We start from the raw sequence: 16,921 nt of genomic DNA, 5'->3' as shown, positions 1-16,921 counted from the left end.
GCTCCGTTATTGTTGGGTGACTACGGCGACAATGTCTTCTTCGCGCAGCACGAGCAGTTCGTTGCCGTCTACCTTGACCTGCTGGCCGGCATATTTTCCGAAGAGCACGCGCTCGCCGACCTTCAGGTCGGGCTCGATGCGCTTGCCGTCGCTATCACGCTTGCCGGGACCGACCGCAATGACTTCACCCTGGTCAGGCTTTTCAGCGGCGCTTTCGGGAATAACAATGCCCGATGAGGTTTTTGTTTCCTGGTCGAGGCGCTTGATGATCACGCGGTCGTGTAGCGGACGTAGGCTCATGGTTGGATTCCAATTGTGGTGAATGAGTAGCACTCCTCGAAGACGGGTGCTAACAGGAATTGAGTATAGGAATCTGCGGTGGCTCGATCCAATAACGAATACATGAAACGTTATCGGCGTTTGGCATTTGGCCGTGGTGCTTCGAGTGCGTACATCACGCGTGTCACGCGGCGCCAGCGGGCCGCTTTAGCAAAGCCCCTTGGCGCGCGTGTTTACGATCGTGCTCGGCAGTGCTGGATTGGCGGCTGTTCTATAGCGAGCGCCCGGGTGGTTCAGCCCGCTGCGCGCTTCTGTATAGCCTGCACGTAGCGATTTTCCGGACGTGGCAGTCCGAGATTCTCGCGTAACGTCGTGCCTTCATACTCGGTGCGAAACAGGCCGCGCCGCTGCAACTCCGGTACCACCAGCTCGGCAAACTCGGTCAGCCCGCCCGGCAACCATGGCGACATGATGTTGAAGCCGTCCGCGCCTTCTTCCTCGAACCACTGCTGCAATTGATCGGCAATACTCTCCGGAGTGCCAACGACTTGCTGGTGTCCACGAGCGCCGGCTATGCGCAGATACAGGTCACGAATGCTCAGGTTCTCGCGGCGCGCCAGATCGAAGAGCAATTGCTGCCGGCTTTTGCCGCCATTCGTTTCCGGCAGGTCGGGCAGCGGCCCGTCGATGGGATACTTCGACAAATCAACACTGCCGGTCATTTTCGACAGCAATGCGAGGCCGACATCGGGGTGAATGAGGTCCTGTAGCGCGTCGAACTTCGCGTGTGCCTCTTCAAGCGTCCTGCCGATGACCGGGAAGATACCCGGCATGATCTTCAGATCCTCAGGTTGCCGGCCGTATTTGATGAGCCGCCCCTTGACGTCCTGATAGAACGCCTTGGCTTCATCGAGGGTCTGGTGCGCAACGAAGATCACCTCGGCGGTCTGCGCGGCAAGCTCGCGGCCGGCATCCGATGCTCCGGCCTGCACGACCACTGGCCAGCCCTGCGGCGAGCGGGCGATGTTGAGCGGGCCGCGCACCTTGAAATGCGGGCCGCGATGGTCCAGCGTATGCAGCTTGTCAGGATCGAAATAGATCCCGCTTTCACGGTCGCGGATGAAAGCGTCGTCTTCCCAGCTGTCCCAGAGGCCTGCGACGACGTCATGGAATTCGCGTGCGCGTTCGTAGCGAACTGCGTGAGCGGGATGTTGCTCGAAGCCGAAGTTGAGCGCTTCCGTTTCGCTGCTGGAGGTAACCAGGTTCCAGCCCGAGCGTCCGCCGCTCAAGTGGTCGAGAGAAGCGAACTTGCGTGCGACGTTGAACGGTTCATTGAACGTGGTGGATACGGTCGCGATCAAGCCGATGTTCTTCGTGACTACCGACAAGGCGGCCAGCAGGGTCAGCGGTTCGAAGTGGTCGGCGCGGGCCGTGCGCGAGAGCGATGCGAGATTCGTATCCCGGATGCCTACGCTGTCCGCGAAAAACACCGCGTCGAATTTCGAACGCTCGGCGATCTGCGCGAGTTCAGCGTAGTGTGAGAAATCGAGCCCACCCGCCCGATGCGTCTCAGGATGACGCCAGGCGGCAATATGGTGGCCCGTCTCCATCAGGAAAGCACCTAGCTTGATCTGCCGCTTCGCCTTGCTCATTGGTTTGCTCCACGTCGTTGGGCGGTTTGGATGGCTGGACGCATATTCTTGAGCTTCCGCACGTTTTCACCAATCAACGATTTTTGCTTTGCATATTCAGCGCAACGGCAAATGCATGGCGCTAAACCACGAAAACATCTGCAAGGTTGCCATTCAGGCCGTGGGCGGTGAGCGTGTGGTTGCGGACACCGGTCCACGATCAGCAAATCACGTCCGACGATCTGTTGAAACTGCCTGAAGTAATCCACGCGTCGGGTGAATCGGTGAGGTTCCGGTCTGATTAACCGTCTTGATTATTCCGTCTGGCGCTTAGCACAACACGAATCGATGGTTCGTTACGGCCCGGTGCGCTGCTACATTCCCGGCTGTGACGCACCGCTTAGGTGCTCGCTCTATCTACAACTGCGCAGACCAACACATAATGAAAATCAAACTTCTCACCGCAGCTTTCATGGGGTCGCTGCTGTTCATGTCGAGCCTGGCGCATGCCGATCGCCTCGACGATATCAAGAAGGCCGGCGTGCTTCGCGTGGCGACTTTTGACAGCAATCCGCCTTTCGGCTTTGTCGATCCAAAGACCAACAAAATAGTCGGGCTTGATGTTGACTATGCAAAAGCGGTCGCCGACAAACTCGGCGTCAAGCTCGACATCCAGCCGACCAACCCGGCCAACCGCATTGCATTTCTGACATCGAAGAAAGTGGATCTCGTGTTCGCCAACTTCACCATCACCGACGAACGCAAGAAGGAAGTCGATTTCAGTACCCCGTACTTTGCGTCGGGCACGCAGTTCATCGCCAAGAAGGGCACGCTGAAGTCGCCTGAGCAATTGAACGATTTACGTATTGGCGCGGATAAAGGCACGACCAACGAGCAACAGGTTCGTACGCAGTTTCCGCGGGCAACGATCGTGGCTTATGACGACACGCCGTTTGCGTTCGCCGCGCTTCGAACGGGTAACGTCCAGGCAATCACGCAGGACGGTCCGAAACTTGTCGGCTTGCTCGCTAACGTGCCGGACCGCGACAAATACGAAATCCCGGCTTTCACCATATCGAACGACTATGAAGGCGTGGGTGTCCCCAAGGGCGAGCCGCGCCTGCTGAGTGTCGTCAATGACACGCTGACAGGTCTTGAAGCAAACGGTACCGCGGGCCACATCTACGACCAGTGGTTCGGGCCGAAAAGCCGCGCGCCGTTGCCGCGTTTGTTCAAGATCGGCGACCCGCAGAAGAGCTGAACGCTGCCCGCCCGGCCAAGCCCGGTTCGACCGTGATCGGTTGAACCGGGCTTGGCGTTTAAATCTTCTATTTCGTGTCTAGCTGAATGATTCCAATGAATGGATGGCTCGCGCCGAAGTACCTGATCTGGCTGCTCCAGGGCTTCGGCATGACGCTGGGGTTGTCAGTGACGGTGATTGTCACGGGGACCCTGGGTGGCTGTCTGCTGGCGCTTGCGCGCACTTCGCGCGCGGCGCCCGTGCGTCGTGCCGCTGCGCTCTATGTATTGGTATTTCGGAACTCGCCGCTGATCGTGCAATTGCTGTTCTGGTATTTCGGCGTGGCGACTCTCTTGCCCGAAGCGCTCATGACCTGGTTGAACACGCCGCATGCGGTGGATCTCGGCGTGTTCAGGCTACATTGGCCATCGTTTGAATTCGTGGCCGGCTGGATCGGGTTGACCTGCTATTCGACCACGTTCATTGGCGAGGAATTCCGCTCGGGGTTATCAGGTGTTCCCGTGGGGCAGCACAACGCGGCGGCCGCCCTCGGACTCACGCCGTTAGCCGCATTCGTTCATGTGATCTTGCCGCAGGCGGTGCGGATCTCGACCCCGCCCTTGTTCGGGCAGTACATGAATATCGTGAAGAACTCATCGCTGACCATGGCGATCGGGCTGGCGGAACTCTCGTATTCGTCGCGTCAGGTCGATACCGAAACCTTCAAGACATTTCAGGCGTTCGGCATGGCAACGGTGCTGTACATACTGACCATCGCACTGCTGGAAGTGGTGCTCGTGGTGGTGCAGCGTAGCGGTTCACGAGCAGCGGCGCGCCGATGAGCGACGCTCTTTCCGCCATCCTTTCCAATCTGCCGTACCTGCTCGTCGGCACGTTTCCCGATGGCCCCTTAGGCGGCGCGGCGCTGACGCTGGTGATGGCCTCGATCTCCGCCGTGTCATCCGCCATCCTCGGGCTGGCGGGCGGCATTGGCCTTGCCATGACGCGTGGCGTGAGCCACATGATCCTGCTGGCGGTAATCGGTTTCTTTCGCGCCATACCCGTCCTCATGCTGATCTTCTGGACCTTCTTCCTGCTGCCGGTCTTGCTTCACATCGACGTGCCCGGCTTGGCGACGGTCGTGGCCGCGCTATCGCTGATCGGCGGCGCTTACCTGTCGCATTCGGTTCATGCGGGCATCGAAGCAGTGGGGAGCAGTCAGCGCCAGGCGGCTCTGTCGCTGGGGCTGACGCGCTGGCAGGCGATGCGTCATGTACTGCTGCCGCAGGCCATCCGGATCATGGCGCCGTCGTTCATTAACCAGTGGGTGTCGCTCGTCAAGGATACGTCGCTGGCCTACATTGTCGGCGTGCCGGAACTCGCGTTTCTTGCCAACCAGGTCAATAGCCGGCTGATGATTTATCCGGTGCAGATCTTCCTATTTGTGGGCCTCGTCTATTTAATCCTGTGCACATCGCTCGATGCGCTGGCGACGCGCCTGCTGCTCGGAAGTTCGCAAGCAATGGAGCGGCGCGTAAGTGCGCGCCCTGCGGCTATTGTCCCGTCGCCGGATTGAAACCGAGCCGCGCTCGACGTTCAGCATTCGTATGCTTTCAATAATTACGCGAAGATCGAAGGAGTTTTGTAATGTCCACCAACATCATACGATTGCCGATGTCGCAAAGCCTGCTTTAGAAATACGTTTTTATTGGTTCAGCTTCTGAGCGGCCTCTTTCATAGTGTCAATTGATGGCTATAGACGGTTGCATTTCCTCTGGCAGCCGATTCGCCTCAATGAGTTTTCAAGTGACAGTACAAGGAGACGTCATGGCAGTTGAATTGGAAGAACGCGTAACTGAAGAGTCTCATGCGGTGCTGGAAGCGGCGCGCGCAGCAGCGGCAGCGAATCAGCTGCCCTACGCGGGAGGCGTTTCACCTCGCGACGCATTTGCGCTGGTTGAATCGGGCGCAGCGGTGCTTGTGGATGTCAGAACGACCGAAGAGCGCAAGTTCGTGGGTTACGTGCCTGGCAGCGTCCACGTGGCCTGGGCGACAGGTACGTCGCTCACCCGCAACCCGCGCTTTGTCCGGGAGCTGGAAGCAAAGACCGGCAAGGATGCAATCGTGTTGCTGCTGTGCCGTAGCGGCAATCGTTCCGCGCTTGCAGCGGAAGCCGCCGCGAAAGCAGGCCTTACTCAAGTGTTCAATGTTCTTGAGGGTTTCGAAGGGCAACTGGATTCGCAACAGCGGCGAGGCGCGCAGGATGGCTGGCGCTTCCAGGGTTTGCCGTGGATTCAGGATTGATCAAACTCTAATGGCTTGATGCCGAAGGATCTCCGACTGTGGCTGCATTTGACATCGACGACATCGTCCAATCGCTCCAGACGGTGCGCCAGCAATGGCGCGAAGCGCAGAAGCGTTCGCTCGAACCCGGCGGGCGCGAACTGCCGGCACGCGAGGCGCTGGCAAATATTGTAGAGACCTTGAAGGGCGTGCTGTTTCCCATGCGGCTTGGACCGCACGACCTGCGTCAGGAAAGCGAGAACTTCTACGTGGGGCATGCATTGGATTCGGCCTTGCATGCTCTATTCGCCCAGGCGCAACTCGAATTGCAGTACCGCGATCGTCATCTGTCGCGTGACGACGAAAACATCGCTGCTCGTGCGGGTGTCGCCGTTCGCGCGTTCGCGGCCAGGCTTCCCGAGATCCGTACGCTTCTTGATAGCGACGTGCTTGCCGCCTATCACGGCGACCCGGCCGCAGGCAGTGTGGACGAGGTGCTGCTGTGCTACCCCGGCGTCCTCGCCATGATTCATCATCGGCTCGCGCACGAGCTGTACAAGCTCGACCTTCGCCTGCTCGCGCGCATTGTGGCTGAACTGGCGCACGGCGCAACCGGCATCGATATTCATCCGGGCGCGCGAATAGGCAAAGGGTTTTTTATCGATCACGGGACGGGCGTGGTGATAGGCGAGACGACGGTCATTGGCGATCGCGTGCGTGTGTACCAGGCTGTCACGCTCGGCGCAAAACGTTTTCCCCGCGACTCGGAAGGGCATCTGGAGAAAGGACTGGCGCGGCATCCGATCGTGGAAGACGAAGTCGTGATCTATGCGGGCGCCACGATTCTCGGCCGCGTCACGCTCGGCCGGGGTGCGGTGATCGGCGGCAATGTATGGCTCACGCACGACGTTGAGCCGGGCGCTAACGTCACTCAGGCCATCTCGCGCAATGACGGCGTGCAACCGCGCGTTGCAGCGAGCGTGTCATGACCGAAGTCGTCCGCAACTTTGGCGCCGCCGTCAGGCTTTTACGCGAGGCGCAGGCTTGGTCGCAGGAGCAGCTTGCCGAGCACGCCGGCCTTAACCGCTCTTATATTGGCGAGATTGAACGTGGCCGCGTGACGGCATCCATCATCACGGTGGACAAACTCGCTCGCGCGCTCGACGTTCCCATGGCGGAGTTGCTGCAACCTCTGTCAGTGAGCGGGCCAGGGTGATCATTTTTTCCGAAATGCCGTCTATAGCATGTTGAATGACCCGGAGCGCCGTCTTCATAATGACGCTTCCTGATAAGCATTCCCGTTTTTCTTCTATAGACTTCGGAGCAACACATGACGGCAAATGTGGGCGGCCAGACGGCGCTCGGCGATAACGCAGCACGGCAACTAGCCAATGCCACCAAGACCGTTCCCCAGCTATCGACCATCACGCCGAGATGGCTCACGCACCTGTTGCAATGGGTGCCGGTCGAAGCCGGTATCTACCGGTTGAACCAGGTCAAGAATCCCGAGGAAGTGAAGGCGGCTTGCACGCAACGTGAAGACGAAAGCGAACTGCCCCGGACTTTCGTTCCCTACGACGAAAACCCGCGCGAGTATTTTCTCAATGCGGTCAGCACGGTTCTCGACGTGCAGACCCGCGTCTCGGATCTCTATAGTAGTCCGCATGATCAGATCAAGGAACAACTGCGCCTGACGATCGAAACGATCAAGGAATTGCAGGAAAGCCAGCTGATTAACAACCCGGATTATGGTCTGCTGGCGAACGTCGCCGAAGAACAGCGCGTGTTCCCGCTGACCGGTGCACCGACTCCTGATGATCTCGATGAACTGTTGACGCGCGTCTGGAAAGAACCGGCGTTTTTCCTGACTCATCCGCTGGCGATCGCGGCTTTCGGACGCGAGTGCACGCGTCGCGGCGTGCCGCCGCCGACCGTGAGCCTGTTTGGTTCCCAGTTCCTCACGTGGCGCGGCATTCCGTTGATCCCGTCGGACAAGGTTCCTGTTGCCGATGGCAAGACCAAGATCCTGCTGCTGCGCGTGGGTGACAAGCGCCAAGGCGTGGTTGGCCTGTTCCAGCCGGGCGTGGCGGGCGAGCAAGGGCCGGGACTCTCGGTGCGCTTCATGGGCATCAACAACCACGCGATCGCCTCGTACCTGATTTCGCTGTATTGCTCGCTCGCAGTGCACTCGCCGGACGCACTGGCGGTTCTGGATGACGTGGAGATCGCCAAGTACCATGACTATCCTGACACCTACAAGTAAGCCAGTGAGCAGCGCTTCGTTGTCCGATGTTCCGCAAGGAGTGGCGCCCGCAGGCTTGCCCGACGTTGCCACGTTGTCGCGTCTTGCTACCGCGTTCTTTACGGCGTTGCCCGGCAGCGCTACGCCTGCGCTAGCCAGCCTCGGCAGCGGCAGTGGCGAGTCGCTCTCGGCAGGACTGCCGGTGGCGGCTCCTGTGCTCGCGTCCGCGAGCAATCCGGCGCCCCCCGGGTCGCCGTTTGCGGGGCCGGGCGGTGCAGGGACGGGAGTGCCGGGCCTGAGCCTTCCGCAGGGCAAGGCGGCGGGCTCCAACCTGCTGCCGTCGTCGCCCACGCACGTTTTGTCACTGGGCAATCGTGTGCCGGCGCTGGCGCCGCATGCCGTTTCGCAAAACAACCTGCCTGACTCCGTGACGACTGCCGCGCCAGCGCTGGAACCGCGCTTTGGCGGCGCTGCGCTTGGCGTTGGCGTGCCTGATGCAACGCAAAAAGATCAATCCGCGTCCTCGCCGTTTTATTTCTTGCGGGACGCGGGCGCGTCGTCCGGAGCGAGCCGCGAGCTGCCACTGCCAAGTCATGACGTGCCGACGGCTGAATCGCTCGGTCTGCCGGCTCTTGATGACTTGCGTTCATTCAACGGCCGGGAGCGTTCAGTATCGACGGGCGGTGAACCCGACCGCAACGGTTCGTTCTATTTTCTCGACCATGCTCGTGCGCCGCATTCGAATGAGCACGTGCCGAAGACGGGGTCGGCGCATCCGCCATTTGATGTCAACGCTATTCGTCGTGACTTCCCGATTTTGCAAGAGCGTGTGAACGGACGGCAGCTCGTCTGGTTCGACAACGCCGCGACCACGCAGAAGCCTCAATCGGTCATCGACCGTCTGTCGTATTTCTACGCGCATGAGAACTCGAACATTCATCGTGCCGCGCATGCGTTGGCCGGGCGTGCGACCGACGCCTACGAAGGTGCGCGCGATACGGTGAGACGCTTCATTGGCGCTGCATCGGCAGAAGAAATCATCTTCGTGCGCGGCACGACAGAAGGCATCAACCTGATCGCGAAGACCTGGGGCGTGCAAAACGTGGGCGAGGGCGACGAGATCATCGTCTCGCATCTCGAGCATCACGCCAACATCGTGCCCTGGCAGCAACTCGCAGCACAAAAGGGCGCGACGCTGCGCGTGATTCCCGTCGATGACTCGGGTCAGGTCCGTCTGGATGAATATCAGAAGCTGCTTAACAGCCGCACGAAGATCGTCTCGGTAACGCAGGTGTCGAACGCACTGGGTACCGTTGTGCCGGTGCAGGAGATTGTTGCGATGGCGCATCGTGCAGGCGCCCGGGCAGTGGTTGACGGTGCGCAATCCGTCTCGCACATGCGTGTGAACGTGCAGGAGATCGACGCCGATTTCTTCGTGTTCTCGGGCCACAAGCTGTTTGGCCCAACTGGTATCGGCGTGGTCTATGGCAAACGCGATCTGCTCGAGGATATGCCGCCATGGCAAGGCGGCGGCAACATGATCGCGGACGTGACGTTCGAGAAGACTGTGTTCCAGGCGCCGCCAAATCGTTTTGAAGCAGGCACGGGCAACATTGCCGATGCAGTAGGTCTCGGGGCTGCGATCGACTACGTGACGCGTGTGGGCATCGAGAATATCGGACGCTACGAACATGATCTGCTGGCGTATGCGACGAGCGTATTGCAGCCCGTGCCGGGCGTACGTTTGATTGGTACCGCGAAGGATAAAGCCAGCGTATTGTCGTTCGTGCTGAAGGGCTATGAGACGGAAGAGGTCGGGCAGGCGTTGAACGAAGAAGGGATTGCCGTGCGTTCGGGTCATCACTGCGCGCAGCCGATTCTCCGGCGCTTTGGCGTCGAGGCGACCGTGCGGCCGTCACTGGCTTTTTACAACACATGCGATGAAGTCGACAGGCTCGTGTCGGTCGTGCGCAGGCTTTCGTCGCGGCGGTAGGCTGGAAGCTGGAGGCGGGTAGCGGGCGGCGCCACCGGGTCACGATCCCTCTATGCACATGTAGGGGGATTATCTTGTGGGCCGCTTACCCGCCACGTTCCCTGGGCCACTTTGGGAACGGCCAAACGTCCACGACCGGTTGTTCCACGCGGACGGCCTTGGCAGCCCGCCCGCGGCATCCACACGACGTTCGGAGGCCGCTTCGTACGTAACTGGATGCAAAGATCTTGCCGACCCCACAGTCGCACTGGAAAAACCAGCGTGCGCCGTTCTTGCCGTGATTCACGTAGTGCGACGCAGTGAGTTGGCCAAAGCGATGGCCGGCTGCGATTTCAATCTGACGCAAGCAGCCGCACGATAAAGTCTTGCGGTACTTGACGCTTTGAGCGTCGAGTACCTTTTCGACGCCGCACGCGCACCTGAAAAGCCAGCGGGAACCGTCCTCCCGTGCTACAGCGGTCAGCCTGCCAAACGTGCGGCCGGTGATATCGATTGCCATCTTGGGTCAGCTCAAAGCCAAACTGCTTGTCATGAAGGTGCCAGGGTTTTCATTTTGTTCGCGCGACCAGCACCTGCGTTGCCGGCGAGCGTCCCGCACCAGCTTCCGCGATCGGTCAATGCTGGCAGATTGCCCGGATTAGTTGAGAAATCATACCAACATCATCGTGCAAGCCGGGCCGTCGCGATATGAAAGCCCGCGAGCGCGGACAATTCCTCTGACAAGGGTTCTGTTGCGCTGTGCAGTGGCGTCGTGAAGATATGACGGCTGAGCGCGGCGTATCGGTCGTTCATCCGACCGTGCGCGGCTCAATGGAGTCTACTGAGGGGCAGTCGGAACATCGTATTGCACGACAATCACCACCCGGCGATTGGCTGCACGGGCAAACGGGTCGTCTCCCATCACAGCGGGAATATTGTCCGCGCGTCCAATAGCCGTGAGCCTGTGCGGCTCAATGCCCCGATCAACCAGGAATCGTACGAGCGAGCCGGCTCTCGCTGACGAAAGCTCCCAATTGGACTCGTATTTTGCCGTCGATATGGGTACGGAATCAGTGTGTCCTTCCACCAGGATCTGTTGTGCCGAGTGTTCTTTGAGCGCGGTAGCCACCTGGTCCAGCACTGCGTTCGAATCCTGCATCAGATGGGCTTCGCCTGAGCGAAAGAGTATTTTTGCATTGATTTCGATCTCGACGCCTCGTGCACTTTCGAGCACACGGATTTCCTGCTTGTCGCGCATGGCCTTCAATGCAGAGATCAGTTCTTTCTTTGACGCCTGGACCTGTTCAAGCGCCGCAGTCCGGGGCGCTTGAACATTTGAAGCGCTTGCGCTGCGCTTTTCCAAGGGTGCGAGCGTGAGACTCTTGGTCTCCATTTCCCGATGCTGGGCTAGCTGCATCGCGTACAAAGCGATGAATAGAACCATCAGGGTGGTGACGAGATCCGAGTACGAAATCAACCACCGCTCGGACAGTATCTCGGCCTCGTCGTCAAACTTGGGATTGGGTTTGGTAGATACCGAGGACATAGTCTTCACATAGAAATTGGCGCTGTAAAGTGCCTGGGGTCACATGTATCCGGGTCGGGCACTCGCGGCTGTACTGCACGGGGCGGAGAGTCGCCATCTCCAGGCCATCAGTCATCCTTAGCGAATTCCATCGAGGCCTGGAGCGAGCGCTTCATCATCAACTTTACTTGTTGCGTACGCGTCTAAGTGATATCTGCTACGAGGCGCGCTTCGATCAACTGCGGAGACTCCTTGCGGGAGATGGCAAGCAGGCCGTCAAAGTACAATTTCTTGAAGCGTAGTTCGCTGTCGATTCTCGCCTTGATTTTTCCGTAGATGGGCAGCAACAGGACATTGGCGAGCGCCAGTCCGTACAGCGTCGTGATGAAAGCGACCGCGACACCCTGGCCAAGCTGAGCAGGTTCCAGGAGGTGCCCGGTCACCTGAACCAGGCCCAGCACCGCGCCCAGGATGCCGAAGGTCGGCGCATAACCTCCGGCCTGCAGCCATATCCGCGCCGCAGCCATCTGGTTCCGCTCGTACGCATCAAGCTCTCTTTGCAACGCGTCCTCAATCACGGCAGTCGGCACCCCGTTGGCGATCAGTTCGAGTCCTCTCTTGGCAAAGGGGCTGATGCCTTCGGGATTGATGGTCTCGAATGCGAGCATCCCTTCCACTTTCGCTTTATGACCCCACTCAAGCAGGATGGTCAGGTTTTCCCGATCGATCGGCTTGGCCTTGGTGAAAACCATGCCAAGTTGCTTCACCCCGGCGGAGAACTTGGCCCACGTGTTCTGGACCATCACGGCGCCGATCGTGCCGCCCGCCACAATGACGATGGCTTCGAACTGAAAGAGCGTCAGGAAGCGGCCACCTTCCAAAGTGAACCCGGCCACGATGGCGACAATGCCAATCAGCGCACCGCACAGCGTTAGGATGTCCATTCGATCTCTCGTTTATTTTTTGACGGCTGCAATTGTTTTCTATGCTGATTTGCCCAACGGGTCAGGACAGTCAGGCGCCGACCGAAAGCTGTTCGGGAGCGTCGGCTGCGGGTCCGGCCTTTATCGACTTGACCAGTTGAATGAAGCGTTCTTCGATGTCCTGGATCTCGAGAGGATTGGTCACGAGATCACGCCGCATGATCCACGACGTCTCGCTCTGCCGTGCCTTTGTCATGACGGAAAGCAGCCGCTCGGAGATCGTGTGGTCCGTCGCCGAGGCAAGCAGTTTCGCGAGATCGTAGGTATCGAACGCGCTGACGGCGTCGAATAGCGTCCGGTCGTCAATGAGATCGAGGTCCGTGAGCGATTCGAGTTCGCTGACCGGCCGCGCCTTCTTCTTGGAGAAATAAGCTACGCCGTTCTTTTCGATGTACGTCAGCACTTTGGTTCGCCGGAACGCGAAGATATCTTCGGCAATTTCCGCACGCGAGAGCTTATCGAGTATCAACTGTCTCTCGACGCCGATCAGCGCCTCGAGGTCGGACAGCTCGATCAATTCCAGTTCGCTGGCGATCGAATTATCAAGCTCCTGATCACCGACTCGTTGAGCGCGTTCGATAATCCGCATGGCATCGAAGGTCACAACCTGGCGGCTGGTCGTGTCGTCCGCGGCGGGCGAGGGGACATTGCCGAGAAAGTCCGCGCGACCGGTCTCGAGCGTGACGAGGTTGAGTTTTTCCATGCGTTTGAGCATGGCCATGACATGCACGCGCGGATGGCCTGCTACTGCCTGGCACCGCTTGCAGACTTCAGTAAGTGCGATCGAGACTTCATCGGATTGAAGCCGGCGGCCTCGCGCTTCCCTGTTTTCACCGCCCGCCATCAGGCTGAGCACATGGGCGTAGGAGACTATGCCGGGCAGGAAGTCAGCGTTCGTGTAGGTCGCGAGGAGTTCGTCCTTTCGTTTGTTGCGGCGAATCAGTGTGCGCATCAAATGGCGAAGGAGCGGCGAGACGCGTTCCAGTTCTTCTTCCACGACCTTCGCTTCAATCACGCTCAGCCGGCAGAAGCTAAGGGCCTTCGCTGTCGATCCGCGTGGCTCGGACGGCAACAACGCCGACTCGCCAAAGCACTCTCCCTTGCCCAGGGTCGCGAGGACAACACGCCTGTCGTCGCATTTTGCCGAGATCTCGACTTTTCCTTCAGCAATTACATAGATCGCCGAGGTGCCGATATACCCTTCCGAGTAAATGACTTCGCCCGGTGCAATAGCCCGCAGTCTGGACAAGCTTTCCTGATTCATTGTAGCCCCCGAAGTGTTGACGCCAGGTCCCGCTATTGTTTGTTGGGTACTCAAGCGTTTCGCCGATATTTACGTGTTCTGCACGCAATATCGGCCCTATTTGGGAACTCTTTAGCGACGGTCACGCAACAAATTGCTTGACTTGAAAAGGGCGTGGCAGCGGCTCTTCCCGGGCGATGCCTAACGATCATTTGCTGCAAGCACGCAAACGTTAAAGCGGATCAACAAGGGCCGATCGACGTCATGCTTGCATGGAAAGACCGGATGCGTCGGCTCAATGAGTTATTGCTTGGCTGATACCTGGAATTCGACCGTGGGTCTGTCCGTAATCCGCTGATTTCGAACGCTTCGCCGCGACGATTGCCCAAAGAAGGAGAGGACTTGTTTATTACAATGGCTAAACGCAGAATTGGGGCTAGAGAAAAATTTCCGGAGGGCAAGGGTCGCCGTACCTCCCCCCGTCGATTGCCGTTCTTGCCAAACCGCTCGAGCACCTCTGACATGGAGCAACTAATATTATTAGTGTTACGTATTAAGTGCGTGATTATCAGGACTTGATTGCCGTTTTCGAGTGAAGATATTTTTCAAATCACGGCCACGCAAAAAAAACATCCTGATGTTTCACCGGGAATGCTCAACGAAGTGTTATAAGGATTTTCGAGTCACCCCAACCAATACGTTATGCGAAGTACTTAGACGAATGACCCGGCATGCAGGTGAGGTTGCTCAAAGCAACTTTCATGCAACAACGGGCACTGCATCAAACGCGACCAGGCGCGTCATCGGGGAAGCGCCTCGCGTGGCACAGAATTAGATAGGCGAAGAGCAGCATTTAACCTACGTTTAAATGGCAGTCGAAGTCGCTAGAAGGGGTTCGCCATGAGTGCAGCGTGGATGGGTATGGTGGTCGGTCTGTTCGCGCTTGCGAGCGCAGCGATGCTGGTCATTGCCCACTATCGCCGGGAGCATCGGCGCAAGCGGCTGCTTCGTCGGATGGACCATCGTCAATGTTGGGAAGTCATGCGTCGCAGGCATTGAGTGTGACCGCCGCCGGTATTCACGGGTTCGCGTCTTGCGGGCCGAAACGGGCCAGCTGAGGGGCGTGTCCGTCTTGCAGGCGTTGGGATAAAGTGACCGGGCGACAGTCACAAAGCATGGTGGGTGAAAACAAGAACCTGAGGGGAGGAGCTGATGAGCCTCGATGATCGTCGACAACAGGATCTCTCGCACATCGAGAGAATGATTCGAGAACTCGAACGCCAGGCGCCGGGCGAGCGGGAAATCACGGAACGAAGCCCGGTCATTCGGCCGGAATACTGGCGAGATCGTATCCATGTCCTGGTGAGCTCTTCGAACGCAAACGTTTCAACGATGAAGCACGCTGCTGTTTTATTGGAAAGGCTGGCGCGCTTGTCGCAGAGGTGAGCAGCGCGATCGATCCTGGCGAAGAGATATGAGCAAAACCATTCATCAAACAATGAGGTTTCATGTGGATGTGCATACGCTGACGGAGCGAATTCGGATCCGCGCCAATGAACTTTGGCGGCAGGACGGCAGTCTCGAAGGCTGCGCTGACGAATACTGGAGACAAGCGCGGCAACTCGTTGAACTCGAGGCGGCCCTGGAGGCTGCGGTAGCGGGGAATGGGTGCGCCGAAGAGGATCAACCCGTCATAGCATTCAGTCAGAGACAACGCGAATTGGATGGCACTACTTTGAGCCCGAGTTAGGAAGTCACTTAACCCGATGCGAGCACGTCGAAATAGCCAGAAACTCCTCAGCTGCTTTCTTATCGTTCATTGAACGTGCCGCCGCTAACAGGCTGGACAGGCCTGTTCGGCCAGTTCTCTAGCAGCAGCAAACACAGCCGCCTTGATGCCTGAAACCATAGGCCCCTTCTTCGGTCGGCGTTTGTCTGCCGCGCGTTGCCAGCCGCACCGTGGAGCCGCTGGCGACGCGCGGCGACGAGGCACCGCACTTCGGGCAGGGTGCTTCTTCACCGCGTTTGGAAACCGGTCGCATGGAATCAAATGCACCGCAGGTGTCGCACACATGCTCGTAGATCGGCATGACGTTCTACCAGTGGCCGCCAAGTTCGCCGCGCGCGACGAACTCTCCCTGACCGGTCCGTCCGACCCAGTCGCCATTGTCGATCAGCAGCTCTCCCCGTAGCAGCACCTTCTTCACCCGGCCCGTGACCTCGCGGCCCTCGAACAACGTGAAGTCGCAATCGCTGTGCTGCGTGTCGGCGCTGATCGTGTGCGGCTCGTTCGGATCGAACAGGACAATATCGGCGTCGCTGCCAACTGCAAGGGTTCCCTTCTTCGGGAACAGGCCGAAGAGCTTGGCCGGCGCAGTCGACATCAACTCGACGAAGCGATTCAGCGTGATGTGGCCGCTCCGTACGCCGCCGTCATAGACCACGGTCATGCGCGTTTCGACGCCAGGCACGCCGTTCGGGATCTTCGAAAAGTCGCCGCTTCCCAACGGTTTCTGGTTGACGTTGCCACGATGGCCTTCCTTCATGCAATAGGGACAGTGATCGGTCGAGATCAGTTGCAGATCGTCGGTCTTGAGCGCCGTCCAGAGCGCCTTCTGCGACTCCTTCGAGCGCAACGGCGGACTCATCACGTATCGCGCGAGATCGAAGCTGTCGTCGGAGTACGCAGAGTCGTCGAAGAAGAGATAGTGCGGACAGGTCTCCGCGAACACGGGAATGCCGAGGTCGCGCGCCTCGATCACATGCTTCAGCGCTTCTTTCGCCGAAAGGTGGACGAAGTAGACCGGTGCTTCGGCGAGTTCGGCGAGCTTGATGCCGCGATGCGTGGCTTCCCCCTCCATGATGGCGGGACGTGTCAACGCGTGATAACGCGGCGCGGTGTGACCCAGCGCCAGCGCCTCGCGAATCAACAGGTCGATGATCGTGCCGTTCTCGGCATGCAATGCGATCATGCCGCCGTGCTGGCCGACCATCCGCATGGCCTGGAAAATGGCGGCGTCGTCCGACATGACCGTGCCGGGATAGGCCATGAACATCTTGAAGCTCGATACGCCTTCGTGCCGGATCGCATATTGCATGTCACCGAGCACGCGCTCGTCCACCTGCGTCACGATCACGTGAAAACCGTAGTCGATGCTCGCCGCCGATGCAGCCTTTGACTGCGCCCGCGAGATCGCATCGAGCGGACTCGTGCCGGCCGTTTGCAACGCGAAGTCGATGATCGTCGTGGTCCCGCCGAAGGCTGCCGAACGCGTGCCCGAAGCAAAGTTGTCGGCCGTCACCGATGGCCCGAAGGTGTTCTCCATGTGCGTATGGCAATCGACGCCGCCGGGAAACACCAGCAGCCCGGCGGCGTCGATCACGCGCGTATCCGGTCCCGCATCGAGGTGCAGCCCGATGCTGACGATGCGCTCGCCTTCCACGAGGATATCGGCGACATAGTCGTCAACGGCCGTGATGATGCGGCCGCCTTTAATGAGGATGGTGCTCATGAGTCACTCCG

At 59.0% G+C, this 16,921-nt stretch carries 18 protein-coding genes; 11 read left to right on the top strand and 7 right to left on the bottom strand.

What is annotated here, in order from left to right; genetic code table 11:
* Positions 1 to 6 precede the first annotated feature (6 nt).
* Together ACSOSP_RS19630 and ACSOSP_RS19625 are read right to left on the bottom strand one after the other, a co-directional pair.
* Positions 7 to 300 carry a co-chaperone GroES gene (locus ACSOSP_RS19630; RefSeq protein ID WP_031363116.1) on the bottom strand — a complete coding sequence of 98 codons (294 nt, stop codon included), beginning with the start codon at positions 298 to 300 and terminating at the stop codon, positions 7 to 9.
* A 272-nt stretch (positions 301 to 572) separates the two neighbouring features.
* Positions 573 to 1,931, bottom strand: coding sequence for an LLM class flavin-dependent oxidoreductase (locus ACSOSP_RS19625; RefSeq protein WP_455312537.1), 1,359 nt, complete (start codon positions 1,929 to 1,931; stop codon positions 573 to 575).
* Positions 1,932 to 2,352: 421 nt separating this feature from the next.
* On the opposite strand from ACSOSP_RS19625, the gene ACSOSP_RS19620 reads away from it, so the two are divergent.
* From ACSOSP_RS19620 to ACSOSP_RS19585, 8 genes are all read left to right on the top strand, one after another.
* A complete protein-coding gene (locus ACSOSP_RS19620) occupies positions 2,353 to 3,171 on the top strand; it encodes an ABC transporter substrate-binding protein (RefSeq protein ID WP_031363113.1) in 819 nt (272 codons plus the stop codon).
* A 95-nt stretch (positions 3,172 to 3,266) separates the two neighbouring features.
* Positions 3,267 to 3,992 (top strand): amino acid ABC transporter permease, encoded by a 726-nt coding sequence (locus tag ACSOSP_RS19615; RefSeq protein WP_455312536.1) that lies wholly within the window; start codon positions 3,267 to 3,269, stop codon positions 3,990 to 3,992.
* A complete protein-coding gene (locus tag ACSOSP_RS19610) occupies positions 3,989 to 4,726 on the top strand; it encodes an amino acid ABC transporter permease (protein WP_455312535.1) in 738 nt (245 codons plus the stop codon). The genes ACSOSP_RS19615 and ACSOSP_RS19610 overlap by 4 nt, the downstream gene beginning before the upstream one ends.
* A 251-nt stretch (positions 4,727 to 4,977) precedes the next feature.
* A complete protein-coding gene (locus tag ACSOSP_RS19605; RefSeq protein WP_455312534.1) occupies positions 4,978 to 5,454 on the top strand; it encodes a rhodanese-like domain-containing protein in 477 nt (158 codons plus the stop codon).
* Between the two features lie 38 nt (positions 5,455 to 5,492).
* Positions 5,493 to 6,422, top strand: coding sequence for a serine O-acetyltransferase EpsC (gene epsC, locus ACSOSP_RS19600; protein ID WP_455312533.1), 930 nt, complete (start codon positions 5,493 to 5,495; stop codon positions 6,420 to 6,422).
* Positions 6,419 to 6,649 carry a helix-turn-helix domain-containing protein gene (locus ACSOSP_RS19595; RefSeq protein WP_455312532.1) on the top strand — a complete coding sequence of 77 codons (231 nt, stop codon included), beginning with the start codon at positions 6,419 to 6,421 and terminating at the stop codon, positions 6,647 to 6,649. Before epsC ends, ACSOSP_RS19595 begins: the two co-directional genes overlap by 4 nt.
* 114 nt (positions 6,650 to 6,763) lie before the next feature.
* Positions 6,764 to 7,696, top strand: coding sequence for a family 2A encapsulin nanocompartment shell protein (locus ACSOSP_RS19590; protein ID WP_031363107.1), 933 nt, complete (start codon positions 6,764 to 6,766; stop codon positions 7,694 to 7,696).
* Positions 7,671 to 9,668, top strand: a complete 1,998-nt coding sequence (locus ACSOSP_RS19585) for a family 2A encapsulin nanocompartment cargo protein cysteine desulfurase (RefSeq protein WP_455312531.1) — start codon at positions 7,671 to 7,673, stop codon at positions 9,666 to 9,668. Before ACSOSP_RS19590 ends, ACSOSP_RS19585 begins: the two co-directional genes overlap by 26 nt.
* 817 nt (positions 9,669 to 10,485) lie before the next feature.
* Here ACSOSP_RS19585 and ACSOSP_RS19580 read toward each other — a convergent pair.
* The 3 genes from ACSOSP_RS19580 to ACSOSP_RS19570 form a co-directional block, all read right to left on the bottom strand.
* Positions 10,486 to 11,193, bottom strand: a complete 708-nt coding sequence (locus ACSOSP_RS19580; RefSeq protein ID WP_455312530.1) for an OmpA family protein — start codon at positions 11,191 to 11,193, stop codon at positions 10,486 to 10,488.
* 182 nt (positions 11,194 to 11,375) lie between these two features.
* Positions 11,376 to 12,116 carry a motility protein A gene (locus ACSOSP_RS19575; RefSeq protein WP_455312529.1) on the bottom strand — a complete coding sequence of 247 codons (741 nt, stop codon included), beginning with the start codon at positions 12,114 to 12,116 and terminating at the stop codon, positions 11,376 to 11,378.
* A gap of 70 nt (positions 12,117 to 12,186) precedes the next feature.
* On the bottom strand, positions 12,187 to 13,419 hold the full coding sequence (locus tag ACSOSP_RS19570) for a cyclic nucleotide-binding domain-containing protein (RefSeq protein WP_455312528.1): 1,233 nt from the start codon (positions 13,417 to 13,419) through the stop codon (positions 12,187 to 12,189).
* An 879-nt stretch (positions 13,420 to 14,298) separates the two neighbouring features.
* Here ACSOSP_RS19570 and ACSOSP_RS19565 point away from each other — a divergent pair.
* The 3 genes from ACSOSP_RS19565 to ACSOSP_RS19555 all read left to right on the top strand — a co-directional run bounded on the left by ACSOSP_RS19565 (position 14,299) and on the right by ACSOSP_RS19555 (position 15,148).
* A complete protein-coding gene (locus ACSOSP_RS19565) occupies positions 14,299 to 14,457 on the top strand; it encodes a hypothetical protein (protein ID WP_455312527.1) in 159 nt (52 codons plus the stop codon).
* A 153-nt stretch (positions 14,458 to 14,610) separates the two neighbouring features.
* Positions 14,611 to 14,844, top strand: a complete 234-nt coding sequence (locus tag ACSOSP_RS19560) for a hypothetical protein (protein WP_455312526.1) — start codon at positions 14,611 to 14,613, stop codon at positions 14,842 to 14,844.
* Between the two features lie 28 nt (positions 14,845 to 14,872).
* Positions 14,873 to 15,148, top strand: coding sequence for a DUF2934 domain-containing protein (locus ACSOSP_RS19555; protein WP_455312525.1), 276 nt, complete (start codon positions 14,873 to 14,875; stop codon positions 15,146 to 15,148).
* Between the two features lie 118 nt (positions 15,149 to 15,266).
* Here ACSOSP_RS19555 and ACSOSP_RS19550 read toward each other — a convergent pair whose 3' ends face one another.
* Positions 15,267 to 15,440 carry an FmdB family zinc ribbon protein gene (locus ACSOSP_RS19550; protein WP_455313733.1) on the bottom strand — a complete coding sequence of 58 codons (174 nt, stop codon included), beginning with the start codon at positions 15,438 to 15,440 and terminating at the stop codon, positions 15,267 to 15,269.
* A gap of 54 nt (positions 15,441 to 15,494) precedes the next feature.
* On the bottom strand, positions 15,495 to 16,910 hold the full coding sequence (gene hydA / locus ACSOSP_RS19545; protein WP_455312524.1) for a dihydropyrimidinase: 1,416 nt from the start codon (positions 16,908 to 16,910) through the stop codon (positions 15,495 to 15,497).
* Positions 16,911 to 16,921: the final 11 nt, after the last annotated feature.

The sequence above is a fragment of the Caballeronia sp. KNU42 genome (assembly GCF_053760385.1).
This window is presented reverse-complemented; position numbering and strand designations above follow the sequence as displayed.

Excerpts from the sequence above, each read along its gene's own strand:
- ACSOSP_RS19610 (WP_455312535.1), top strand. The coding sequence starts at position 3,989 with ATGAGCGACGCTCTTTCCGCCATCCTTTCCAATCTGCCGTACCTGCTC.
- ACSOSP_RS19555 (WP_455312525.1), top strand. The coding sequence starts at position 14,873 with ATGAGCAAAACCATTCATCAAACAATGAGGTTTCATGTGGATGTGCAT.
- ACSOSP_RS19560 (WP_455312526.1), top strand. The coding sequence starts at position 14,611 with ATGAGCCTCGATGATCGTCGACAACAGGATCTCTCGCACATCGAGAGA.
- ACSOSP_RS19595 (WP_455312532.1), top strand. The coding sequence starts at position 6,419 with ATGACCGAAGTCGTCCGCAACTTTGGCGCCGCCGTCAGGCTTTTACGC.
- ACSOSP_RS19630 (WP_031363116.1), bottom strand. The coding sequence starts at position 300 with ATGAGCCTACGTCCGCTACACGACCGCGTGATCATCAAGCGCCTCGAC.
- ACSOSP_RS19580 (WP_455312530.1), bottom strand. The coding sequence starts at position 11,193 with ATGTCCTCGGTATCTACCAAACCCAATCCCAAGTTTGACGACGAGGCC.
- ACSOSP_RS19575 (WP_455312529.1), bottom strand. The coding sequence starts at position 12,116 with ATGGACATCCTAACGCTGTGCGGTGCGCTGATTGGCATTGTCGCCATC.
- ACSOSP_RS19625 (WP_455312537.1), bottom strand. The coding sequence starts at position 1,931 with ATGAGCAAGGCGAAGCGGCAGATCAAGCTAGGTGCTTTCCTGATGGAG.
- ACSOSP_RS19550 (WP_455313733.1), bottom strand. The coding sequence starts at position 15,440 with ATGCGACCGGTTTCCAAACGCGGTGAAGAAGCACCCTGCCCGAAGTGC.
- ACSOSP_RS19570 (WP_455312528.1), bottom strand. The coding sequence starts at position 13,419 with ATGAATCAGGAAAGCTTGTCCAGACTGCGGGCTATTGCACCGGGCGAA.
- ACSOSP_RS19615 (WP_455312536.1), top strand. The coding sequence starts at position 3,267 with ATGAATGGATGGCTCGCGCCGAAGTACCTGATCTGGCTGCTCCAGGGC.
- ACSOSP_RS19585 (WP_455312531.1), top strand. The coding sequence starts at position 7,671 with ATGACTATCCTGACACCTACAAGTAAGCCAGTGAGCAGCGCTTCGTTG.
- ACSOSP_RS19605 (WP_455312534.1), top strand. The coding sequence starts at position 4,978 with ATGGCAGTTGAATTGGAAGAACGCGTAACTGAAGAGTCTCATGCGGTG.
- hydA (WP_455312524.1), bottom strand. The coding sequence starts at position 16,910 with ATGAGCACCATCCTCATTAAAGGCGGCCGCATCATCACGGCCGTTGAC.
- ACSOSP_RS19620 (WP_031363113.1), top strand. The coding sequence starts at position 2,353 with ATGAAAATCAAACTTCTCACCGCAGCTTTCATGGGGTCGCTGCTGTTC.
- ACSOSP_RS19565 (WP_455312527.1), top strand. The coding sequence starts at position 14,299 with ATGAGTGCAGCGTGGATGGGTATGGTGGTCGGTCTGTTCGCGCTTGCG.
- ACSOSP_RS19590 (WP_031363107.1), top strand. The coding sequence starts at position 6,764 with ATGACGGCAAATGTGGGCGGCCAGACGGCGCTCGGCGATAACGCAGCA.